Below are 19,129 nucleotides of genomic sequence, written 5' to 3'. Positions count from 1 at the left end.
GCTCGTGTCCTGCCGCTGTCCGTAACTCCTGCAGAATCGGCCGGGCGGGTCTGACTCCGGGGCTCGGCGTCGCGCGAGGTGCAGTCCTGCAGGAGTTGGGGACGCCCGGCGACAACACCCGGCCATCCGTGCGCGCCGAACTTTCACGGAACATTAATCTCGAGCCCCTCGGGCCTAAACCGGTATATAGGTACGCTCGACCGGGTGATCGACCGCTCCCGGCCGCGCCTGGCGCGCGGCATCCTGGCCACCGTCGTGCTGACCGCCGTGCTCGCGGCATCCGGTTGCACCTTCATCTCCGACGCCATCGTCGACAGCGCGACCGGCGGCGGTGGGGGAGCGGGTGGCTTCGCGTCATCCGAGACCGAGCTGCAGGTGCTCTACGCAGCCGGCGACACCGGCGGGGTGGCGACCCAGCGCATCTCGGTCGCGCCGTCGGATGACGGCGAGCTCAGCATCGACATCTCCGAGGACGAGGTGTCGGGGGTCGGCGACATGACCCAGGCGGCGTCGTGGAACGCCGTGTCGGTCGCGACCCTCCTCACCGGGGCGCCCCTGGACGTCTCGTACCGCTTCGCGTTCGACGGCCGGATCGACGGGCCGAGCGCGGGGGCGCTGACGACCGTCGGCATCCTCTCGCTCTACTACGGCGACGCCATCGCCAACGACGTGACGATGACCGGCACCATCAACCCGATGGGAACGGTCGGCACCGTCGGGGGGATCCCCGAGAAGGTCCAGGGCGTCATCGACGCGGGCGAGATCACGACCGTGCTCATCCCGGCCGGTCAGCGCAACGTCCCCGACGCGGCCGGGAACCTCGTCGACGTCGTCTCGCTCGGCCGAAGCGGCGGCGTGGAGGTCGTCGAGGTCGCCGACGTGTACGACGCCTATCCGCTGCTGACCGGCGAGGAGCTGCCGAGGCCCGCGGATGACGCGGCGCCGGCCATCTCGGATGCGGCGTACACGAAGTTCCAAAGCGCGGGCGACGCGATGCTTGCGACGTACGACCGGGCCCTGGCCGAGTTCTCCGCCCTCGACCCGGTCGTGCAGCAGGCGGCGGGGACGATCCCCGCCGAAGCGGCGGCGTACGCCGATCGTGCCCGTCAGCTTCAGGTGCAGGCGCTTCAGGGCGGGGCATTCTTCGAGGCGTCGCAGGCCGCCGCGGTCATGCAGGCGACGGCCTCGACGTTCCGCACGGTGCAGGACCTCCTCACCTCGGGCGGCAACGCGATCGGGGCGCGGCTCGACGGCGCGGCCAGCGCCGAGGGCGAGTTCACCGCCTTCCTCGATCAGCTCAGCACGTACCAGCCCGAGACGCTCGCCGACGCCGAGGCGCTCGTCACCGCCTACGGCAACGCCTTCGATTCGTACACCCTGCTGCAGTACGCCACGGCGAGTCTGCAGCGGATCGCCGACACGATCGCCGCAGCGGGTTATACGAGCATCGAGCAGCTGCTCACCGACGTCCTGACGCCCCTCATCTACTACGACCTCGCCCGTGGCAACCTCGCGTTCGCCCAGGCCGTGTTCGACATCGGCCGCGACAACGGCGGTGCGCCGATCGCCGAGGACGCCGACCTCGAGGCGATCGCGTCGTTCTTCCGTCGCGCCGCCGACGCCGACTGGGCAGCCTTCGAATCGGGGGTCATCCAACCCATCGCCGAGTCGCGCGGACAGTCGAACGACGTCTTCCGCACGGCCCTGGCGGCCGTCGACACCGACGTCGCACTGTCGTACACGGCGCAGCAGTCGGTCGCCTCGATCGAGCAGTACCTCGGCGAGGGGAGCAACGCGCCGTACGCCGCGATGGGCTACGGCTACGTCAACTACGCCCGCAACGCGGTGCTCATCGAGAAGTACTACAACAACGGCATCCTCGACGAGAACCTGCAGGTGGTGGGGGTGTCGTCCGAGACGATCCTGACCTCGGCCCTCGACCTCGGTCGCACGCAGACCGCCCGGGGCGCCGGCATCCTCACCGCTGAGGGGACGCCGCCGGTGCTCATCGCGGGGGCGTACGAACAGGCGGGGGTCGCCCGTGAGGGCGACGTCGCCGACAAGTTCCAGGCGATCGCGCAGTACTCGGGGGCCTTCGTCCTCTCGCGGATCCTGGCGTACGCCGGCGGGTTCCCGGGTGAGGGGTTCGCCGGCTCGTGACGCGATCCGCGAGGGTTCAGCTCGCGACGCCCTCGAGGCTTCCCTCGATCTTCGCCAGCGAGGGGTCGTAGATCACGCACTGCACGACCCGGTCGCCGAGCTGGTCCCACCCGGCCTCGGTGGGGGTCAGCGGGAACCACTCGTACATCGAGTCGGCGTAGGCCATCCCGACGAACTGGTCGAACGCCGGCAGGCACTCGGCCTCGGCCTCGGCATCGATCGCGTCCTGGCCCGGCCACTCATCCCCCGACAGCTCGAACTCGTGGTAGATCTCGTTGTCGTGCGGGTCGGAGCACGGCACGGCCGGCACCTGCGAGACCTCCTCGCTGGTGGTGTCCTCGTCGTCGAAGCAGTCGCCGACCCGCAGCGAGAAGACGTCGGCGGTACCGCCCTCGGTCACCTCCTGCGACGACTCGTCGCGGGTGACGGTCTCGCCGCCGAGGATGTTGCCGAGGGCCGAGCACCCGGTCAGCCCGAGCCCGACGAGAAGGACGGCGCCGACGAGGGCGGGGCGGGTGGTGAGTGCGCGCACGAGGACTCCACGAGGTGAGGGGGCGCCGCTCGGACGACACGGCCCATCTTTTCTATCGGATGCGGCGCCGCCTCGAACACCGCCGGCCCCTCGACCCCGTTGCGCCGGCTGTCGTCCGTCCCCAACTCCTGCAGAACCGCCACCGGCGGGCCCGATTCCGGGCCCCCGCGCCCGTAGCGCGCTGATTTGCAGGAGTTGGGGACACGCGCGTCGGGCGCAACCTCCCGCGCGACCACCCCGTGGCACCCGCGATAGGGTGACAGCCGCGGGAGAGGAGAGCGGATGATCGCCGGCATCGGCGTCGACCTGGTCGACATCTCCCGCTTCGAATCCACCCTCGACCGCACGCCGCGCCTGCTCGAGCGCCTCTTCTCGCCGGCCGAGCGGGCGCTGAAGCCCCGATCGCTCGCCGCCCGCTACGCCGCCAAGGAGGCGCTGATCAAGGCGCTCGGCGGGTCGGACGGGGTGTACTGGACCGACATCGAGGTGTGGAACGAGTCCTCGGGTCGCCCCCAGTTCACCCTGTCGGGCAGCACCGCCGACGTCATCGTCGCCCGCGGGATCACCGCCGTGCACCTGTCCATGTCGCACGACGCCGGCTTCGCCGTCGCGTACGTCATCCTCGAGCAGAACGAAGGGAATCCGGGATGACCAGGCTCCCCGCCGGCGCCATGCGCGAGGCCGTCATCGACGTCGGCGCGATCGCCGACAACGTCCGCCACTTCCGCCGCCTCACCGGCTCGGAGGTCATCGCCGTGGTCAAGGCGGACGGGTACGGGCACGGCGCGGTCCGCGCCGCCACCGCGGCGCTCGACGGCGGTGCGACCCGGCTCGGCGTCGCCGACTTGACCGAGGCCCTCGCCCTCCGCCGCGCAGGCATCCGCGCCCCGATCCTGGCGTGGCTCCACGCGCCCGGCGCCTCGTTCGCCGAAGCGGCGGCGCACGGCATCGAGCTCGGCATCTCCACCCTCGACCAGCTCCAGGCCGCGGCCGCCGCCGCGTCGGGCGAGCGCTCGGTCGCGGTGCACCTGAAGGTCGACACGGGGCTGTCGCGCAACGGCCTCACCCCAAGTGACGCCCGCATCGCCTTCGCCGAGGCCGCGCGCCTCGAGCGCATCGGCAAGCTGCGGGTCATCGGCATCTTCAGCCACCTGTCCAATGCCTCGTCCGACGACGACCGCGCCGCGCTCGGGCGATTCGACGAGGCGCTCGGTGCCGCGGCATCCGTGGGTCTTGCCCCGCCGCTTCGTCATCTGGCGGCCACCCACGCGGCCATCGCGCTCCCCGAGACACGCATGAACTGCGTGCGCATCGGCATCGGCATCTACGGGCTGTCGCCCTTCGCCGACCGCGGATCGGCCGAGCTGGGCCTCCGCCCCGCCATGACCCTCCGGGCCACGGTCGCCAATGTCCGCCGCGTGCCCGCCGACACCGGCGTGTCGTACGGCTACGACTACCGCACTCCCCGCGAGGCGACCCTCGCCCTCGTGCCCCTCGGGTACGCCGACGGCGTGCCGCGACAGGCGTCGGGGGTCGGGCCCGTGACGATCGGCGGCCGCCGGTTCGCGGTGGCGGGACGCATCGCGATGGACCAGTTCGTCGTCGACGTCGGCGACGCCCCCGTCGCGATCGGGGACGAGGTCGTGCTCTTCGGCGACCCGACCCTCGGCGCACCCGCCGCCGACGAGTGGGCCGCTGCCGCCGGCACCATCAACTACGAGATCGTCACGCGCATCGGTGCGCGCGTACCGCGCCGGCAGGTGGACGGATGACAGGACTCGACCCCCTCGTCGGCCGGCGTGAGGTCGCCTCGTCGGCCGAGATGGAGGCGCTCGGCGAAGAGATGGGGCGGATGCTGCGCCCCGGCGACCTCGTCGTGCTCACCGGTGAGCTCGGAGCCGGGAAGACCACGCTCACCCGGGGGATCGGCCGAGGTCTCGGCGTGCGCGGGCCGGTGCAGAGCCCGACGTTCGTCCTGGCGCGGACGCATCCCTCGCTCGTGGGCGGCGCCCCGCTCGTGCACGTCGACGCCTACCGGCTCGGCTCGGCGCTGGAGCTGGACGATCTCGATCTGGACGTCGAGCGCTCGGTGATCGTCGTGGAGTGGGGCCGGGACATGGTCGACGGCCTGCGCGACGCGTGGTGGGAGGTCGAGCTCGATCGCGAGCTCGGCGGTCGCGGCGCCGACACGATGTGCGGCGGTCCGTCGAGGGTGCAGGAAGAGCTCGACGCCGAAGCCCCCCGCGTCGTCACGATCACGCGGCGGCCCTGACCGCGCGGGCGTGACCCCGCGGGGGGTGGCCTGGCGCGCGCGTGGCCGCGCGGGCGTGGCCCTGCGGGCGCGGTGCGCGGGGCGGCGGCCGCTTGCGTTCCGGCGCCGCGGTCGCATCCGTCCTCCGTGCCGCGGAGATCTTCCCAATCTCGGGGGGATGCCGCGCATGCGACCGTGCGGGGGGAGATTGCCGAGGTTGGCGGGAAGGCCGGGCCCCGCCGCGTGACCCCTGCGCGGCGGCCGATCGCGTTCGGGCGGCGCCGCGGTCGCATCCGTCCACCGTGCCGCGGAGATCTTCGCATCCTCGGGGGGATGCCGCGCACGGGACCGTGTCAGGGGAGATCGCCGAGGTTGGAGCGAGGCCGAGGCCGCGCGGGTGTGACCCGCGGCGGCCGCGCGCGTCCGACGCTGCGCGGTCGCATCCGTCCTCGGTGCCGCGGAGATCTTCGCATCCTCGGGGGGATGCCGCGCACGGGACCGTGTCAGGGGAGATCGCCGAGGTTGGCGCGAAGGCCGGGCCGCCCCGCCGCGCCCGTGCGCCTCAGCTGCCGAAGAACGCGTTCGCGCGGCGGGTGTAGAGCAGGATGAGGCCGATGATCGCCGGGAGGGCGGAGAAGAATCCGGTCCAGAACGTCTCGGCGCCGCCGACGATGAGCAGCACGGCGCTGACGATGTTCAGCACGAACACGATCGTCACGACGAGGCGCGCTCCGGGGCTCCCCCGCAGGAGGCCGAGGCTCACCGCGATGACGATGACCCCCAGCAGGATCGTCAGGATCGCGATCAGCACGAGGTGCAGCAGCGGCCCCTGACCCAGCGCCCCGCCGATGAGGATCAGCGCGCCGCCGAGGATGTTGAAGAACCCCGAGATCCATGCCAGGACCGCAACGATCGTGACGCCGACGGGACGAGACGCGGCCATGGCGGCCTCCTTCGCAGATCGCGCAGTTCGATGAACCGGTGCTGCCCACACCGTAGCGCGCCGCCCCCGCGGGCGCCATCGTCTGCGCGACTACCCTGGAAGGGTGATCCTCGGCATCGACACGTCCCTCGGAACCGCGGTCGCGGTGATCGAATCCGATGGCGTCGTGGTCGCCGTCGCCGACAGCCCGAATCCGCTCGGGCACGCCGAGGCGATCGGCGGCCTGCTCGAGCAGGTGCTCGCCGGAGGAGAGCCGATCACGCACGTCGCCGTCGGCATGGGCCCGGGGCCCTTCACGGGGCTGCGCGTCGGCGTCGCCGCCGCCCGCGCGTTCGCGCTCGGTCGCGGCATCCCGCTGGTCCCGGTGCCGAGCCACGACGCCGCCGCCCTCGGGCTGATGCTGGCCGATGCGGTCGCCGGGCCGGACGAGACCGGACCGTTCGCCGTGGTCACCGACGCCCGTCGCCGGGAGTTCGCCTACTCGGTCTTCGAGGGGACGGATGACGACGGCCTGCCGATCCGCGCCGCCGGACCCTCGCTGGCCCCCCGCGACGAGCTCGACGGCCGCCTCACCGCGCTCGGCGCGACGCGTCGCGACGTGGCCGCCGTTCCCGCAGCGATGGTCGCGCTCGCGGCATCCCGGGCTCTGGCGGCGGGGCGCACCCTGGCGACATCCGAGCCCCTCTACCTGCGCTCGCCCGACGTGACCCTGCCCGGCGCGCCGAAGCGGGTGACCGCATGACCCTCCGCCCCGCAGGCGTCGACGACCTCGGCGCGATCATGGTGCTCGAGCGCGCCGCCTTTGGCGGCGACGCCTGGTCGGACGACGTCATGCGCGCCGAGCTCGCCTCCCCCCACACCTGGTACGTCGTCACCGAGGAGGATGGGCGCCTGGTCGGCTACGCGGGGCTCCGCGCCCCGGCGGGATCGAGGGATGCCGACGTGCAGACGATCGCACTCGACGAGACGGTGCGCGGGCGCGGGCTCGGGCGCGAGATCTTCCGGGCCCTTCTCGACGAGGCCCGCCGCCGTGGGGTGAGCGAGGTCTTTCTCGACGTACGCGCCGACAACACCCCCGCGCAGCGCCTGTACGCCTCGGAGGGGTTCGAGGCGATCGGCCGCCGGCCCAACTACTACCCGGGCGAGGGGGTCGACGCCATCGTGATGCGTCGGCGGCTCGACGCCCACGAAGGGGGCACGGCGTGAACCGGCACGAGCCCCTGGTGCTCGGCATCGAGACGAGCTGCGACGAGACCGGGATCGGGATCGTCCGGGGCCGCACCCTGCTGTCGAACACCATCGCCAGCAGCATGGACGAGCACGCCCGGTACGGCGGCGTCGTGCCCGAGGTCGCCGCCCGCGCGCACCTCGAGGCGCTGCAGCCCGCCATCGAGGCGGCGCTCGCCGAAGCGCAGGTGACCCTCGACGACCTCGACGCGGTCGCGGTGACCTCGGGCCCGGGGCTCGCCGGAGCGCTCATGGTCGGGATCGGGGCAGCCAAGGGGCTGGCCGTCTCGCTCGGAAAGCCCCTTTACGCGGTCAACCACCTCGTCGGGCACATCGCCGCGGACATCCTCGATCAGGACGCCGGCCCCCTCGAGTACCCGACCGTCGCGCTGCTCGTGAGCGGCGGCCACACCTCCCTCCTCCTCGTGCGCGACCTCACCCACGACGTCGAGCTGCTGGGTGAGACCGTCGACGACGCCGCGGGCGAGGCCTTCGACAAGGTCGCCCGGGTGCTGGGACTGCCCTACCCCGGCGGCCCCGAGATCGATCGGGCCGCGGCATCAGGAGACCCCGGCGCCGTCGCGTTCCCCCGCGGGCTGTCGCGGGCGTCCGACATGGCGGAGCACCGCTACGACTTCTCGTTCTCGGGCCTGAAGACCGCGGTGGCCCGCTTCGTCGAGGCAAATCCCGAGATGCGGGCGGATGACGCCGGACGCGCCGACATCGCCGCGTCGTTCCGCGAGGCCGTGGTCGACGTGCTCGTGACGAAGGCCCTGAACGCCTGCCGGGATCACGGCGTGCCACGCCTGCTGCTCGGCGGTGGGGTGATCGCGAACCGGCGCCTCCGCGAGGTCGCGCTCGAACGCGCCGCCGCGGCCGGTGTCGCCGTGCGCATCCCGCCGTTCTCGCTCTGCACCGACAACGGGGCGATGATCGCCGCGCTCGCCGCCGAGCTGATCGCCTCGGGCGCGGATCCCTCGACGCTGGCGTTCGGAGCCGATTCGACGTTGCCGGTCACCGAGATCCAGGTGCGGTCATGACGACACCCGAGGGCGGCGGGCCGCGCATCGAGCCCCCCACGGATGATGTCGCGCCCGTGGGGGAGGAGTCGGTGCTCCCCGGCCATCACCGGGGCGGATTCCACCGCCCGCCGACCGCCCCGGTCGACGTCGCGGTGACGGCGACGGGTCCGAGCCCCGATCCCGAGCCGCTCGTGATGTGGGCGCCCCGCGAAGACCCGCCGCCGCGCGCGGCGCTCGCCGCGTGGGCGCTGTTCTTCTCGATCGTCGGACTCGTCGTCTCACTCTTCGTCGGGTGGGGATTCCTGCTCGGGCTCGTCGGCGTGGTGACGGGGATCGTGGCCCTCTTCCGCCCTCTCGAGAGCCGCCGCATGGCCGGGTGGGCGATCGCGCTCGGCATCCTCTCGCTCGTCTACAGCGCGGGATGGCTGTGGTTCGCGGCGACCCAGGCCGAGATCTTCGCCTGACTCAGCGGCCCGGGGTCAGCCCGCAGGCACCCGATCGGCGAGGATCGCGACGCGGGCGCCGGCAGCGCGAGTGAGGATGAGGGTCGCCTCGCCGTCCCCTCGAAGCTTCAGCTTCGTGCGGAGCGTCGCGGGATCGACATCCACCCCCCTCTTCTTGATCTCGAGGCGCCCGATCCCGCGCTCGCGCAGGGCGGCGCCGAGCTTGCGGATGTCGGTGGGGAGCGTCTCGCGCACGCGGAACGTCTGGGCGAACGGACTGGTCAGCCCCGCGTCGGACGTGAGGTAGGCGACGCGGTCGGCGAGCATGCCGGCGCCGAGCGCGCGCGCCACCTCGCCGATGAGACGGGCACGGATGACGGCGCCGTCGGGCTCGTGGATGAACGCGCCGAGGGGCCGCACCGGCTCGTCGGGGGCATCGGCGGGCGCCGTGAGCTCGACCGCCGAGGTGCCGCGGAGCACAAGCGCCGCCCGCCGCACCCCCTCTCGCGCGAGCGCGCCCGACCAGAGCACGAGCTCGATCGTCGACCCGTCGGCGCTCACCCACTGCGCTTCGACGTCGTCGGGGATGAGGTCGCGATCCATCCCCGGCCCGAGCTTCACGCCGGCGGGGTGGCGGGAGGCGAGCGCGAAGACCCAGTCGAGCGGGGGCGACCACTCTCCGGCGGACGTGCGCGTCGTGTCTCCGTGTCCGGCGGTGCGGCGTGCGGGGTCGAGCCAGAAGGCATCCGGGCTTCCCAGGGCAGGGAGATCGGATGCCGCGTCCTCCGCGGTCGCATGACGCACCCTCACCAGGTCGCCGAAGGTGGCGAGGTTGTAGGCGGCGATGGCGGCGGTGACCTCGTCGGCGTCGACCGCGGTGACCCGGAGGCCCAGAGCGGCGAACCCCATCGCATCGCCGCCGATCCCACAGCCGAGGTCGGCGACAGAGGTCATGCCGGCCACGCGGAATCGGTGCGCGTGGTGCGCGGCGACCGACAGGCGTGTGGCCTGCTCGAGTCCCGCGCGGGTGAAGAGCATGCCCCGCGCGAAGTCGTCGAACTTCGCCGTCGCGCGGTCGCGCAGGCGCGCCTGGCCCACGACCGCCGACACCAGGTCGGGGGAGTGGCCGGCTTTTCGGAGCCGCGACACGGTGGCGGCGACATCGGCCGCGGTCTTCACGGGGGGCAGCTCGTCGAGGAGCCGCAGTCCCGCGGGGGTCAGGAGCGCGGCGAGTTCGGCGGTATCCACCCGGCAAGCCTAGGCGGGGAGGTACGCGGCACCCCGGACCCCTCATCGACCCCGAACCCCGAAACCCCCCACCGGACCCCTAGGGGAAACCCGAAAGGCTCCGGGGTCATCCCGGATGCCGGGGATGGCACCTGAGGCTGACACTGATGGAGCAACGCCACAAGGCTTCCAGCGAAAGGGATGGGCACATGCCTAACATCGAGGACAACGTCATCGCAGATGACGACAACGTGTTCGGAAACGACGACAACAACATCGGCACCGTCGGCAACGAGGTCCTTTCGGACAACAACGTCGCCATCGGCTCCGGCAACGAGGACAACTCGGACAACTCCGACAACTCCGACAACTCCACGAACGACTCGGGCAACACCGCCGTCGACATCGACGACTCGGGCAACACCGCGAGCGACTCGTTCAACGAGACGGACGTCGACGTTGACGTCGACATCGACGCTTCCGACAACTCGGACAACTCCGACAACTCCGACAACTCGGACAACTCGGACAACTCGGACAACTCCGACAACTCGGTCAACGACTCCAACAACAGCTGGGAAGACTCGGGCAACACCGACTCTTACAACGACTACACCCTGACGGACGAGTCGATCACGGTCGGTGTGCGCCAGTACAACACCAACGTCGGCAACGACTACGCCTTCCACGGCGCCGGTGCCGGTGGCGCCGCGGCCGCTGCTGCCGGTGGCACCTTCGCCATCGACAACCGCACCACGGTCGTCGACCAGTCGGCGAACCAGGCCATCAACGCCGGTGGCGACGTCAACCAGTTCTTCGGCCAGGAGGCCGTCGTGGCCTCGGGTGACCAGTCCACCGCTGCCGGCGACGACGCGACCGTCGACAACTCGGTCACCGAGATCTCGATCGGCGACATCTACACCGGCAACACGTGGAACGACGTGTCGATCAGCGACTCCTTCCAGGACAACTCGGTCAACGAGGACTACGACTGGGAGCTCGACATCGACGACTCCTTCAACGACGACTCCACCAACACCATCGTGGACGTCGACGTCGAGGACGCCTTCAACGAGTACGAGTACACCGAGATCGACACCGACGTTGACTGGTCGAACAGCGGCAACCTGTTCACCGAGGACAGCGTCGTCGCCGACGACATCGACCTGTGATCTGACACCAGCTCACTGACCTAACACACCTTGCCCGGCCACCCCTTGGGGAGTGGCCGGGCAAGGCGCGTTTACCGCCCGGGGGGCGACGGTTCTCGCACGGCAGAGATTGGCGTACCGTGTGAGTGGGGATGCACGACCAAGGGGGATGCGTGGGGGACAAGACGAACAACACCGGTGTTGTGAGCGGACAGGGCCCGCAGAGCCAGGAGGTGACGCTCCCAGCTTTGAGCCAGAGTGAGACCGGCAAGACGCTGGTCACCCTGGTGGACAACATCGGCACGCTCGCCGAGTCGGCGGGCCGCGGTGACCTCGCCGACCGACTCCACCACACGCGCGACCGTCTGGAGGACCCGAACGTCCGCGTCATCGTGGTCGGCGAGTTCAAGAAGGGCAAGAGCAAGCTCATCAATGCCCTCGTCAACGCCCCGGTGTGCCCGGTCGACGACGACGTCGCCACGAGCGTCCCGACCGCGGTCGGCTACTCCGAAACCCCGGGGGCCTGGGTCGTCACCCAGAAGGAGGGTGAGCCGGGGGTCGTCGAGCGACTCGAGGTTCCCCTGGAGAAGCTCGCCGACTATGTGTCCGAGAAGGGCAACCCCCAGAACGAGCAGCACATCCTCGGCGCCGAGGTCGCGCTCCCGCGTGAGCTCCTCAAGGGCGGGCTCCGCCTGGTCGACTCGCCCGGTGTGGGCGGTCTCGATTCTACGAACGCCCTTGCCACGCTCGCAGCTCTCTCGAGTGCGCACGCCGTGCTCCTGGTGTCCGATGCGTCGCAGGAGTACACCGAACCCGAGGTGCAGTTCCTCCGCCACGCCATGCGCGTATCTCCGAACGTCGCCGCCGTCATCGCCAAGACCGACCTCTATCCCCACTGGCGCGAGATCGAGCAGATCGACCGCGGCCACCTCGGGGACGTCGGCGAGGTGCCGGTCTTCTCCGTGTCGAGCGATCTGCGCCTCATGGCCGCGCAGCTGCAGGACCGGGAACTGAACGACGAATCCGGATTCCCCGCCCTCGTCTCGCACCTGCGTCGTGACGTCCTCGGCCGCGCTGAAGACATCCAGGCACGCTCCGCGGTGCACGACCTGGTGTCGGTCGTCGATCAGCTGCAGATGTCGCTCACGAGCGAGTTGAACGCGATTCTGCACCCCGAAGACACCCCGCGCATGATCGCGCAACTCGAAGACGCCAAAGCCCGCACCGAGGAGTTCCGCGGTCGCTCGTCGAAATGGCAGACGGCTCTGAACGATGGCGTCGCCGACCTCATCTCCGACATGGAGCACGACTTACGCGACCGTCTCCGCCGAGTGCAGCGCGAGGCCGAGAACGCCATCGACGAGGGTGACCCCGGCCCCATCTGGGAGCAGATGACGGACTGGCTCGACCAGCGCATCTCGGCCGCCGTGTCCGAGACCTTCGTCTGGACGGACGAGCGCTCACGCTGGCTCTGCGAGGAGGTCGCGGATCTGTTCCAGGAGGGCGAGACCGAGATTCCCGTCGTCTACGTGGCCGATACCTCGGGCGTGCTCGATCCGATCGACCAGATCTCCCATCTGGATGCGGGCACCCTCGGGGCAGGTGAGAAGATCTTCATCGGCGTCCGCGGATCCTACGGCGGGGTGCTCATGGTCGGGCTCGCGACCAGCCTCATCGGACTTTCCTTGATCAACCCGCTCTCCCTCCTCGCGGGTGTGTTGGTGGGACGTCGCGCGTATCGCGAAGACATGGGAAACCGCCTGTCGAGGCGCCGTTTCGAGGCGAAGAACATCGTCCGAAGGCACATCGACGAGGTGATCTTCCAGGTCTCCAAGCAGCTCAAAGACCGACTTCGCATGGTGCAGCGCGCAGCCCGTGATCACTTCGGCAGCATCGCCGATGAGCTCCACCGTTCGCTTTCCGAAGCCGTTCTCGCTGCCAAGCAGGCTGCCGGGTCGTTCTCAGCGAACCAGGACCAGCGGGTGAAGCAGCTGCAGATGCAGATCGCGCAGATCGAGGCGGTGCGGTCGAAGATCCCGGACGTTCCCGCCGTGAGGCAGCTGGAGACCGTACAGCGGTGACGGCGACGGTACGCGATGACGCAGCGAAGCTGATCGCAGCGGCGCAGGAGATATACCCCGAACCCTCCGACACCCGGGTGGCTCTGAACGACCTGCATCGCCGTCTTCACGAGCCGCTGCGGCTGGCCCTCGCGGGCATGGTCAAGGCGGGGAAATCGACCCTGCTGAACGCCATACTCGGCGAGAAGCTGGCGCCCACCGACGCCGGGGAGTGCACCCGGGTCGTGACCTGGTACCGATACTCCACGACCCCCAGCATCACGCTCCATCCTCACGAGGGGGAGCCCAGGCGCATGCCCATCAAGCGCGAGGCGGGTCGACTCGTGCTCGAGCTCGATGGCGTCGCGGCCGAGGAGGTCGCGTGGATCGACGTCGGCTGGCCGTCGACGGGTCTTCGCTCTGTCATCCTCATCGACACTCCCGGTATCGCGTCGCTGTCGACGGACGTCTCGGCACGCTCGACCGCGTTCCTCGTCCCCGAGGCGCGACCGTCCTCTGCGGACGCCATCATCTACCTGATGCGTCACCTGCACGCGTCGGACCTGAAGTTCCTGGAGTCCTTCCGCGACACCGCTGCCGGCTCGTCGGAGACAGTGAATGCGGTGGCGGTACTGTCGCGCGCCGATGAGATCGGCTCGGGGCGCATCGACTCGATGCTCTCGGCGCAGAAGGTGGCTCGCCGCTACGAGAGGGACGGCGACCTCGCCTCGCTCTCGCTCGGTGTCGTCCCCGTGGCCGGCCTCCTCGCCGAGAGCGCCAAGACCCTCCGCGAGAGCGAGTACGCGGCCTTCAAGGAGCTCGCGGGTCTTCCCCGCGATGACCGGGAACGGCTGATGGTGTCGGCCGACCGCTTCGCCCGGCCCTCGGAGCTCACCACTCTCAGTGAGAAGGTCAGGCGAGAACTGCTGGCGCGATTCGGCATCTTCGGTGTGCGGCTGGCCGTCGCTCTGATCCGGGGCGGCGCGGTGACGTCCACCGAGCTTGCAGACCAGCTCGTGCAGCACAGCGGGCTGAAGGAGCTCCAGGGGTTCGTTCGGGAGCAGTTCCGCACGCGTGGGGCTGACCTCAAGGTCCGCGGCGTCCTCGACGGGCTGGAGCAGGCGATCCGTGCGGATCCGAGGGAGGGGACCCAGTCGATCCTCGCCGGGATCGAACGGATCCGCGCCACTGCGCACACGCTGCGCGAGCTGTCGCTGCTGTCGCAGGCGAAGGCCTCGGGCCTCCCGCTGCGCGCGGCGGATGCGACGACGGCCGAGCGGATCATCGGCGGCCAGGGGGTCACCGCGACCGCCCGCCTGGGCCTCGACGACGAAGCGACCGACGAGAAGGTGAGTGAGGAGGCCGACACCCAGCTGGCTTACTGGCGGTCGCTCAGCCAGTCGCCGCTGACCGAGCGGGCGGCCGTCGAGGTGTGCCGGGTGGTGATCCGCAGTCTCGAGGAGATCGTGTCAGAAGTCCTCGGCGCCGCCGGCAGGCCGAACGTCGACGCGGCGGGCCGTCCATCGCAGGGCATTGGGGAAGGTGCTGAAGAGCAGAGCGAGGACGGCGAGGCCGGCCTGAGCGATGAAGAGCTGCTCGAGCATGGCACCGTACTCTCCGGTCCCGACAAACTCTAGGGCGATGAGGTAGGCGACTCCCATCACGAGGGTCGTCCCCAGCTGCCACCAGCGGATGTTGGGTTTGCGTCCGGAGAACGACACGAGCTGCGCGATCTGGACGAGCAGCAGCGTCACCATGATGCCGAAGACCGACCAGAACAGAATGTCGGCTGCCGACTCGTAGGTCGCGTCGTCGCGTCCCTCACTGACCCCGCGAATGACGTCTTGGATCAACGGCAGCTGGTCTTCGCGGATGACGAAGTAGAAGACCACGGCCACCGCGCCGACAGCGAAGCTCAGCACCCAGAGGAACTGCGACATCCGTACCGTGAAGGGCGGCGGCGCTTTCGCCATGACCGGCGCAGCAGAGGGATTGACCAGCGCGGGACGCTCGGGGGCGTCGCGCTTCGGCTGAAACCCGCGACGGGGAGTCGAAACGACGGGACCCTGAGGCGGCTGGGGATCGGTGTAGAGAGGGACCGGCTGCTGCGGTGAGCCGGGGGCGAACTTCGCCTGGCTCGCGGGAACCTGCACCGGTTGGATGCGGCCGAGAGTCGCGCCAGAGCGCGCCGGTGGTTGTCCGGGGTAGGGCAGGGCGCCCTGCGGCGGTCGCTGAGGAGGTTGTTGCCCCTGAGGGCGCTGCTGCCCTTGCGCGGTTGCCTGCTGTCCCTGCGGGCGCTGCTGCCTCTGACCGGGCGCCTGCTGTCCCTGCGGGCGTTGCTGTCCCTGCGGGCGTTGCTGTCCCTGCGGGCGTTGCTGTCCCTGCGGGCGTTGCTGTCCCTGCGGGCGTTGCTGTCCCTGCGGGTGCTGCTGCCCCTGACCGGGCGCCTGCTGCCCCTGCGGACGTTGCTGTCCTTGCGGGCGCGGCTGTCCCTGAGGTGCTGACGAATTCACCTGACCTGCCGCCTGTCCCTGCATCTGAGCCTCCGGCGTCGGCGTCGGCGTCGGCGTGGGTACGGCGTTGGCCGGGCGCTGACGGTCCCGGCGCTTCTTCTCCGTCGCCGCGTGCTGCGCGAGGACATCGTCCACGAAAGAATCCTCAGCCGCGCGCCGGCTTGGGGCATCGGCGCGCGGCTGAGGGGGCTTCTGATCGTCGGTCACAGAAGAACCTTACGGGGAAGACCGTTACGGCTGGTCGGTCTCCTCGGTGTAGACGATGGCGTCCTCGGAGGCGATGTTTCCGCTGTTGTCGTACTCGTACGACTCCTCCACGACGACCTCGGTGGTGTCATTGAACGAGTCGTCGGCCGAGACGTCGGCATCGACGTTCGTGGACCCGTCGTTGAACGACTCGTCGGCGACGACGACCACGTCCGTGTCGGTGTTGGTCGACTCGTCGTCGAACGAGTCCGTGATGTCGACGTTGTTCTCCTCGTTGCCGATGGAGACATCACCCACAGAGACGTCGGTCTCGGAGTTGTCGACGGACGCGTCTTCGCCCGCGGCCGTAGCCTGGTCGCCACTGGCGATCACGGCTTCCTGGTCGAAGATCTGGTTGACGTCGCCTTCGGCCCAGATGTTCTGGTTCACCGACTGGTCGACGATCGTCGCCCGGTTGTCGATGTGGAAGTTGTTCGCGATGTTCCAGATCTCCTTCTCGACCGGCGGCTTAGGGCCGGGGCCGGGAGGGTTCGGGTGCGGGGTCGGGTGCACGTCGGGGCGGTCGACGATGATCGGCGCGACAGCGCGGACATCCTCCGCCGTGCACTCGGCGAGGCCGGCGCTGGCGAGAGCGGCCTCGGGGTTGGCGTCATACTCGGCTGCTGCGTCCGGATCGTTCAGCAAGCTCAGAATGAACTCGATAAGGGCGTCGGCGATGGTCGCCAGCGGGGTAGTCATAAGTCGGCTCCTGTCTCTGCGAGACTCTTTACAGAGGCTATGCGGTGGTCGTCGGTCTGGAATCGGGGGTTAGCCCGAAAAGTCGTCGGGGTGTTACGGGGTTCCCCCGATGCGGGGATGCTCATCCGGTCGCACCGAGGGTGACCCGCAGCTTCGCGATGAGATCCGAGCGCGAGGACGCGCCCAGGCGCCGCTTGATCTGCGCCATGTGGTGCTCAGCCGTTCGTGGCGAGATGAAGATCTCCTTGCCGATCTCGGCGTAGGTCTTGCCCTGCAGAACGAGCTCGGCGACCTCGCGTTCGCGTTCGCTGAGCAGGCTTGGTGCGCTCGCCCGCGCAGGCGTCGCCTGCGAGTCCGCGTCCGCGGATCGGGGCGCCTCGCGGGGATGCAGCTCGCGCGCGCAGGCGAGCAGTCGCGAACTGACCTTCCGGTCGTCCGAGCGACGCGAGCCGTGGCCCGCGAGCCGCGCACCGTCCCAGGCGAGACCCACCGAAGCCAGGCCGCGAGCCGCCTCTTCCACCGCATCGGCGTCCACCTGGCCGGCGAGGACGGAGGTCCACACCCTTCCTGCGTGCGACATCTTCGCTGCCAACGGATTGCGCGATGAGGATGCGACCAGAGCCCGTGCGTGCGGGGCCAGATCATCGGGCCGGCTGAGCATGATGCCGCGCTGGATACCGGCCCAGTGGAGGGGAGCCGACCACAGCGACGGCTCACCGAGATCGGCGAGAAGCGCGAGACCCCGGTCGAAGGCCGCCTGGGTCCAGTGGGCGTCGCCCAGGCGCGCGGCGACGATCACCAGCTCGCCGAGGGGGAGCAGGAGGTAAAGGTCGATCTCCGGCCTTGTCGCGCGCGACTTCACCGACTCCCACATCGCTTCGAGCGTCGGCGCGTCGTCGTAACGGCGGGCGAGGCCCACCGCGATCGCTGCGGCGATGAGGTCGTCGCGCGGCGACAGGCGCGTGCCGTCGGTCGCCGCGGTGAGAAGCGCACGCGCCTCGGCGGGCTGCTCGCGCTGCAACGCGACCCACGCATTCCACAGCTGGAGGTGCGGAATCCACCGGGCGCCGCCCTGTTGCGCGCGCTGAGCGTCGTCAAGGATCCCATGCGCGGCGCCGAGGTCTCCCAGCCCGATGGCGACGATCGCCGCGACGACGGCCGGCAGCTCCGTGGTGGGCGACGCGTCGTGGCCGGCGTTCGCCAGCTCCGATGCCCGCCGAAGGTCGTCGAGCGCGCTGCGGGAGTGCGACGCCTGCAACGAGGCGCGCAGTCCTCGCGCCCACAGCTGCATCGCCACGCCGTTCGCCGATGGTGCCGAGCCGGCCGCACCCGGGGCATCCGGCGCCGGATCCCCGTCGTGGGCGGTCGACCCGGCCCCTGCCGCTGTGACCAGAGCCCTCGTCTTGCCCGCGGGGGAGAGCGGAGTGACGGCGAGATAGCTCTGGTGCGCGAGCGACATCAGCCCGCGGTCGGCCCAGGTGGCGGCGACCGCGTCGGTGAGGAGGTCATGATCGGATGGCGAGAGCCCGGCCCAGCCGCCCTCGGCCGCGAGGTCGTCGAGGAGGGACCCCGCCGCATCGACGTCTCCCGCTGCCCACAGGGCGTGCGCGTGTGCCGCCGCAAGACCGCGCGGGTCGGAGCCGCACCGGAGCGCGTAGTCGAAAAGGGTGACGGCCAGATGCGGGTTGCGACCCACCTCGCGGCGAGCGCGCGCGGCGAGGCGATCCCCGACCCCGGGATCCACGATGCCGTCGAGACTGGCGGCGAGGTCGGATCCGGGAACGAGATCGAGGGTGCCGGCTTGGACCAGGTCGACCAGTCGATCAACGGGCACGCTGGCGCGGGCCGCCATCGCCACGACCGGAGCGGGTCGGCCGTTGTGGAGAAGAAGCCCCTCGGCCTGCCCCTCGGCAGAGAGCTCGGCCTGAGCGTCGCGGTCGTCGCCGTCACTGACGCCGAGGCTCAGCGCCTCGATCCGTCGGCGCAGGCGCGGCGACACGGTCTCGAGTCGGTGGGTGATGCGCCGCATGAGCACACGCGTCGCATCCGCGTGGGCTTCAGGGTCGCCGCAATCCCGGCCCTCGTACGACAGGGCGGCGTGGGCCTGTGCGCACTCGAAGACCAGCCAGGCGATGCCGCCGGTGCCGGAGAGGATCCGTTCCTCGCACTCGGCCGACGCGTCGGGGAGGATCTCGCGCAGTTCGGCGAGGGTGATCTCGCCGAGGAGGACCGCCGGAGCGTTGCGCTCGACCGCGCGGGTGAGCTCGAGCAGTTCCGAAGGGGCCGGCCAGGAGCGGTACGCGATCACCACCGACGCGTCGGGGCGGTGGGCGCGATCGATCAGTTGCGACAGGCGTGCCGGGTCGAGCGTGTGGGCGTCATCGACCAGGAGCGCGACATCGTCAGGAATCGTCGAGATGCGATCGCGTGCGGACAGCAGCCTGACCGGCCGGTCATCGGCTTCGAGCTGAGCGAGGAGGAAGCGCAGGGCGTCGGTCTTTCCCGATCCGGAGCCCCCCACGATGGCGGCGCGGACGGGCCGGTCGGTTGCGACGATCGCGTGCAGCGCGGTCAGCGCATGAAGGGCACGGGGCATGATCGAGGCGGTCCGGGTGTCCGACGAGTTCGAGAGCAGAGTCGTCATCGGCGTGCTCA

General features: G+C 70.5%; 16 protein-coding genes. 11 read left to right on the top strand and 5 right to left on the bottom strand.

Annotation, left to right across the window (positions count from 1 at the left end; all coding sequences use genetic code 11):
- Positions 1-204 precede the first annotated feature (204 nt).
- Positions 205-2,160 carry a S16 family serine protease gene (locus T9R20_RS13675; RefSeq protein ID WP_322409856.1) on the top strand — a complete coding sequence of 652 codons (1,956 nt, stop codon included), beginning with the start codon at positions 205-207 and terminating at the stop codon, positions 2,158-2,160.
- A gap of 16 nt (positions 2,161-2,176) precedes the next feature.
- Here the strand turns inward: T9R20_RS13675 and T9R20_RS13670 are convergent, their stop codons facing one another.
- A complete protein-coding gene (locus tag T9R20_RS13670; RefSeq protein WP_322409855.1) occupies positions 2,177-2,692 on the bottom strand; it encodes a septum formation family protein in 516 nt (171 codons plus the stop codon).
- A 282-nt stretch (positions 2,693-2,974) separates the two neighbouring features.
- Between T9R20_RS13670 and T9R20_RS13665 the strand changes: the two genes are divergently transcribed.
- The 3 genes from T9R20_RS13665 to tsaE are packed head-to-tail and all read left to right on the top strand — an operon-like array spanning position 2,975 to position 4,964.
- Complete coding sequence (locus T9R20_RS13665) at positions 2,975-3,343, top strand: holo-ACP synthase (RefSeq protein WP_322409854.1); 369 nt, start codon at positions 2,975-2,977, stop codon at positions 3,341-3,343.
- Entirely contained in the window at positions 3,340-4,464 is a 1,125-nt protein-coding gene (alr, locus tag T9R20_RS13660) for an alanine racemase (protein ID WP_322409853.1), read from the top strand. Before T9R20_RS13665 ends, alr begins: the two co-directional genes overlap by 4 nt.
- Complete coding sequence (gene tsaE / locus T9R20_RS13655; RefSeq protein ID WP_322409852.1) at positions 4,461-4,964, top strand: tRNA (adenosine(37)-N6)-threonylcarbamoyltransferase complex ATPase subunit type 1 TsaE; 504 nt, start codon at positions 4,461-4,463, stop codon at positions 4,962-4,964. The genes alr and tsaE overlap by 4 nt, the downstream gene beginning before the upstream one ends.
- A 541-nt stretch (positions 4,965-5,505) precedes the next feature.
- On the opposite strand, the gene T9R20_RS13650 is transcribed toward tsaE, so the two are convergent.
- A complete protein-coding gene (locus tag T9R20_RS13650; protein ID WP_322409851.1) occupies positions 5,506-5,886 on the bottom strand; it encodes a hypothetical protein in 381 nt (126 codons plus the stop codon).
- Positions 5,887-5,989: 103 nt separating this feature from the next.
- Between T9R20_RS13650 and tsaB the strand changes: the two genes are divergently transcribed.
- Genes tsaB through T9R20_RS13630 form a run of 4 tightly spaced genes read left to right on the top strand, consistent with a single transcriptional unit; the run spans position 5,990 to position 8,599 of the window.
- On the top strand, positions 5,990-6,628 hold the full coding sequence (tsaB, locus tag T9R20_RS13645) for a tRNA (adenosine(37)-N6)-threonylcarbamoyltransferase complex dimerization subunit type 1 TsaB (protein ID WP_322409850.1): 639 nt from the start codon (positions 5,990-5,992) through the stop codon (positions 6,626-6,628).
- Positions 6,625-7,092, top strand: coding sequence for a ribosomal protein S18-alanine N-acetyltransferase (rimI, locus tag T9R20_RS13640; RefSeq protein ID WP_322409849.1), 468 nt, complete (start codon positions 6,625-6,627; stop codon positions 7,090-7,092). Before tsaB ends, rimI begins: the two co-directional genes overlap by 4 nt.
- The gene (tsaD, locus tag T9R20_RS13635) at positions 7,089-8,153 is read left to right on the top strand and encodes a tRNA (adenosine(37)-N6)-threonylcarbamoyltransferase complex transferase subunit TsaD (protein ID WP_322409848.1); all 1,065 of its coding nucleotides are present in this window, start codon (positions 7,089-7,091) and stop codon (positions 8,151-8,153) included. The genes rimI and tsaD overlap by 4 nt, the downstream gene beginning before the upstream one ends.
- On the top strand, positions 8,150-8,599 hold the full coding sequence (locus T9R20_RS13630) for a hypothetical protein (protein ID WP_322409847.1): 450 nt from the start codon (positions 8,150-8,152) through the stop codon (positions 8,597-8,599). The genes tsaD and T9R20_RS13630 overlap by 4 nt, the downstream gene beginning before the upstream one ends.
- A gap of 15 nt (positions 8,600-8,614) precedes the next feature.
- Here T9R20_RS13630 and T9R20_RS13625 read toward each other — a convergent pair whose 3' ends face one another.
- Complete coding sequence (locus T9R20_RS13625; RefSeq protein ID WP_322409846.1) at positions 8,615-9,826, bottom strand: class I SAM-dependent methyltransferase; 1,212 nt, start codon at positions 9,824-9,826, stop codon at positions 8,615-8,617.
- Between the two features lie 188 nt (positions 9,827-10,014).
- On the opposite strand from T9R20_RS13625, the gene T9R20_RS13620 reads away from it, so the two are divergent.
- From T9R20_RS13620 to T9R20_RS13610, 3 genes are all read left to right on the top strand, one after another.
- Positions 10,015-10,977, top strand: coding sequence for a hypothetical protein (locus T9R20_RS13620; RefSeq protein WP_322409845.1), 963 nt, complete (start codon positions 10,015-10,017; stop codon positions 10,975-10,977).
- A 152-nt stretch (positions 10,978-11,129) separates the two neighbouring features.
- Positions 11,130-13,037, top strand: a complete 1,908-nt coding sequence (locus T9R20_RS13615; protein ID WP_322409844.1) for a dynamin family protein — start codon at positions 11,130-11,132, stop codon at positions 13,035-13,037.
- Entirely contained in the window at positions 13,034-14,653 is a 1,620-nt protein-coding gene (locus T9R20_RS13610) for a dynamin family protein (RefSeq protein WP_322409843.1), read from the top strand. The genes T9R20_RS13615 and T9R20_RS13610 overlap by 4 nt, the downstream gene beginning before the upstream one ends.
- Before the next feature lie 1,107 nt (positions 14,654-15,760).
- Here the strand turns inward: T9R20_RS13610 and T9R20_RS13605 are convergent.
- Together T9R20_RS13605 and T9R20_RS13600 are read right to left on the bottom strand one after the other, a co-directional pair.
- Positions 15,761-16,474 carry an IniB N-terminal domain-containing protein gene (locus T9R20_RS13605; protein ID WP_322409842.1) on the bottom strand — a complete coding sequence of 238 codons (714 nt, stop codon included), beginning with the start codon at positions 16,472-16,474 and terminating at the stop codon, positions 15,761-15,763.
- A gap of 121 nt (positions 16,475-16,595) precedes the next feature.
- A complete protein-coding gene (locus T9R20_RS13600; RefSeq protein ID WP_322409841.1) occupies positions 16,596-19,118 on the bottom strand; it encodes a LuxR C-terminal-related transcriptional regulator in 2,523 nt (840 codons plus the stop codon).
- Between the last annotated feature and the right edge of the window lie 11 nt (positions 19,119-19,129).

The sequence above is a fragment of the Microbacterium invictum genome (assembly GCF_034421375.1).
Lineage (GTDB): Bacteria > Actinomycetota > Actinomycetes > Actinomycetales > Microbacteriaceae > Microbacterium > Microbacterium invictum_A.
The sequence above is the reverse complement of the archived record's forward strand: the minus strand, read 5'-3'. Positions and strand labels throughout refer to the sequence as shown.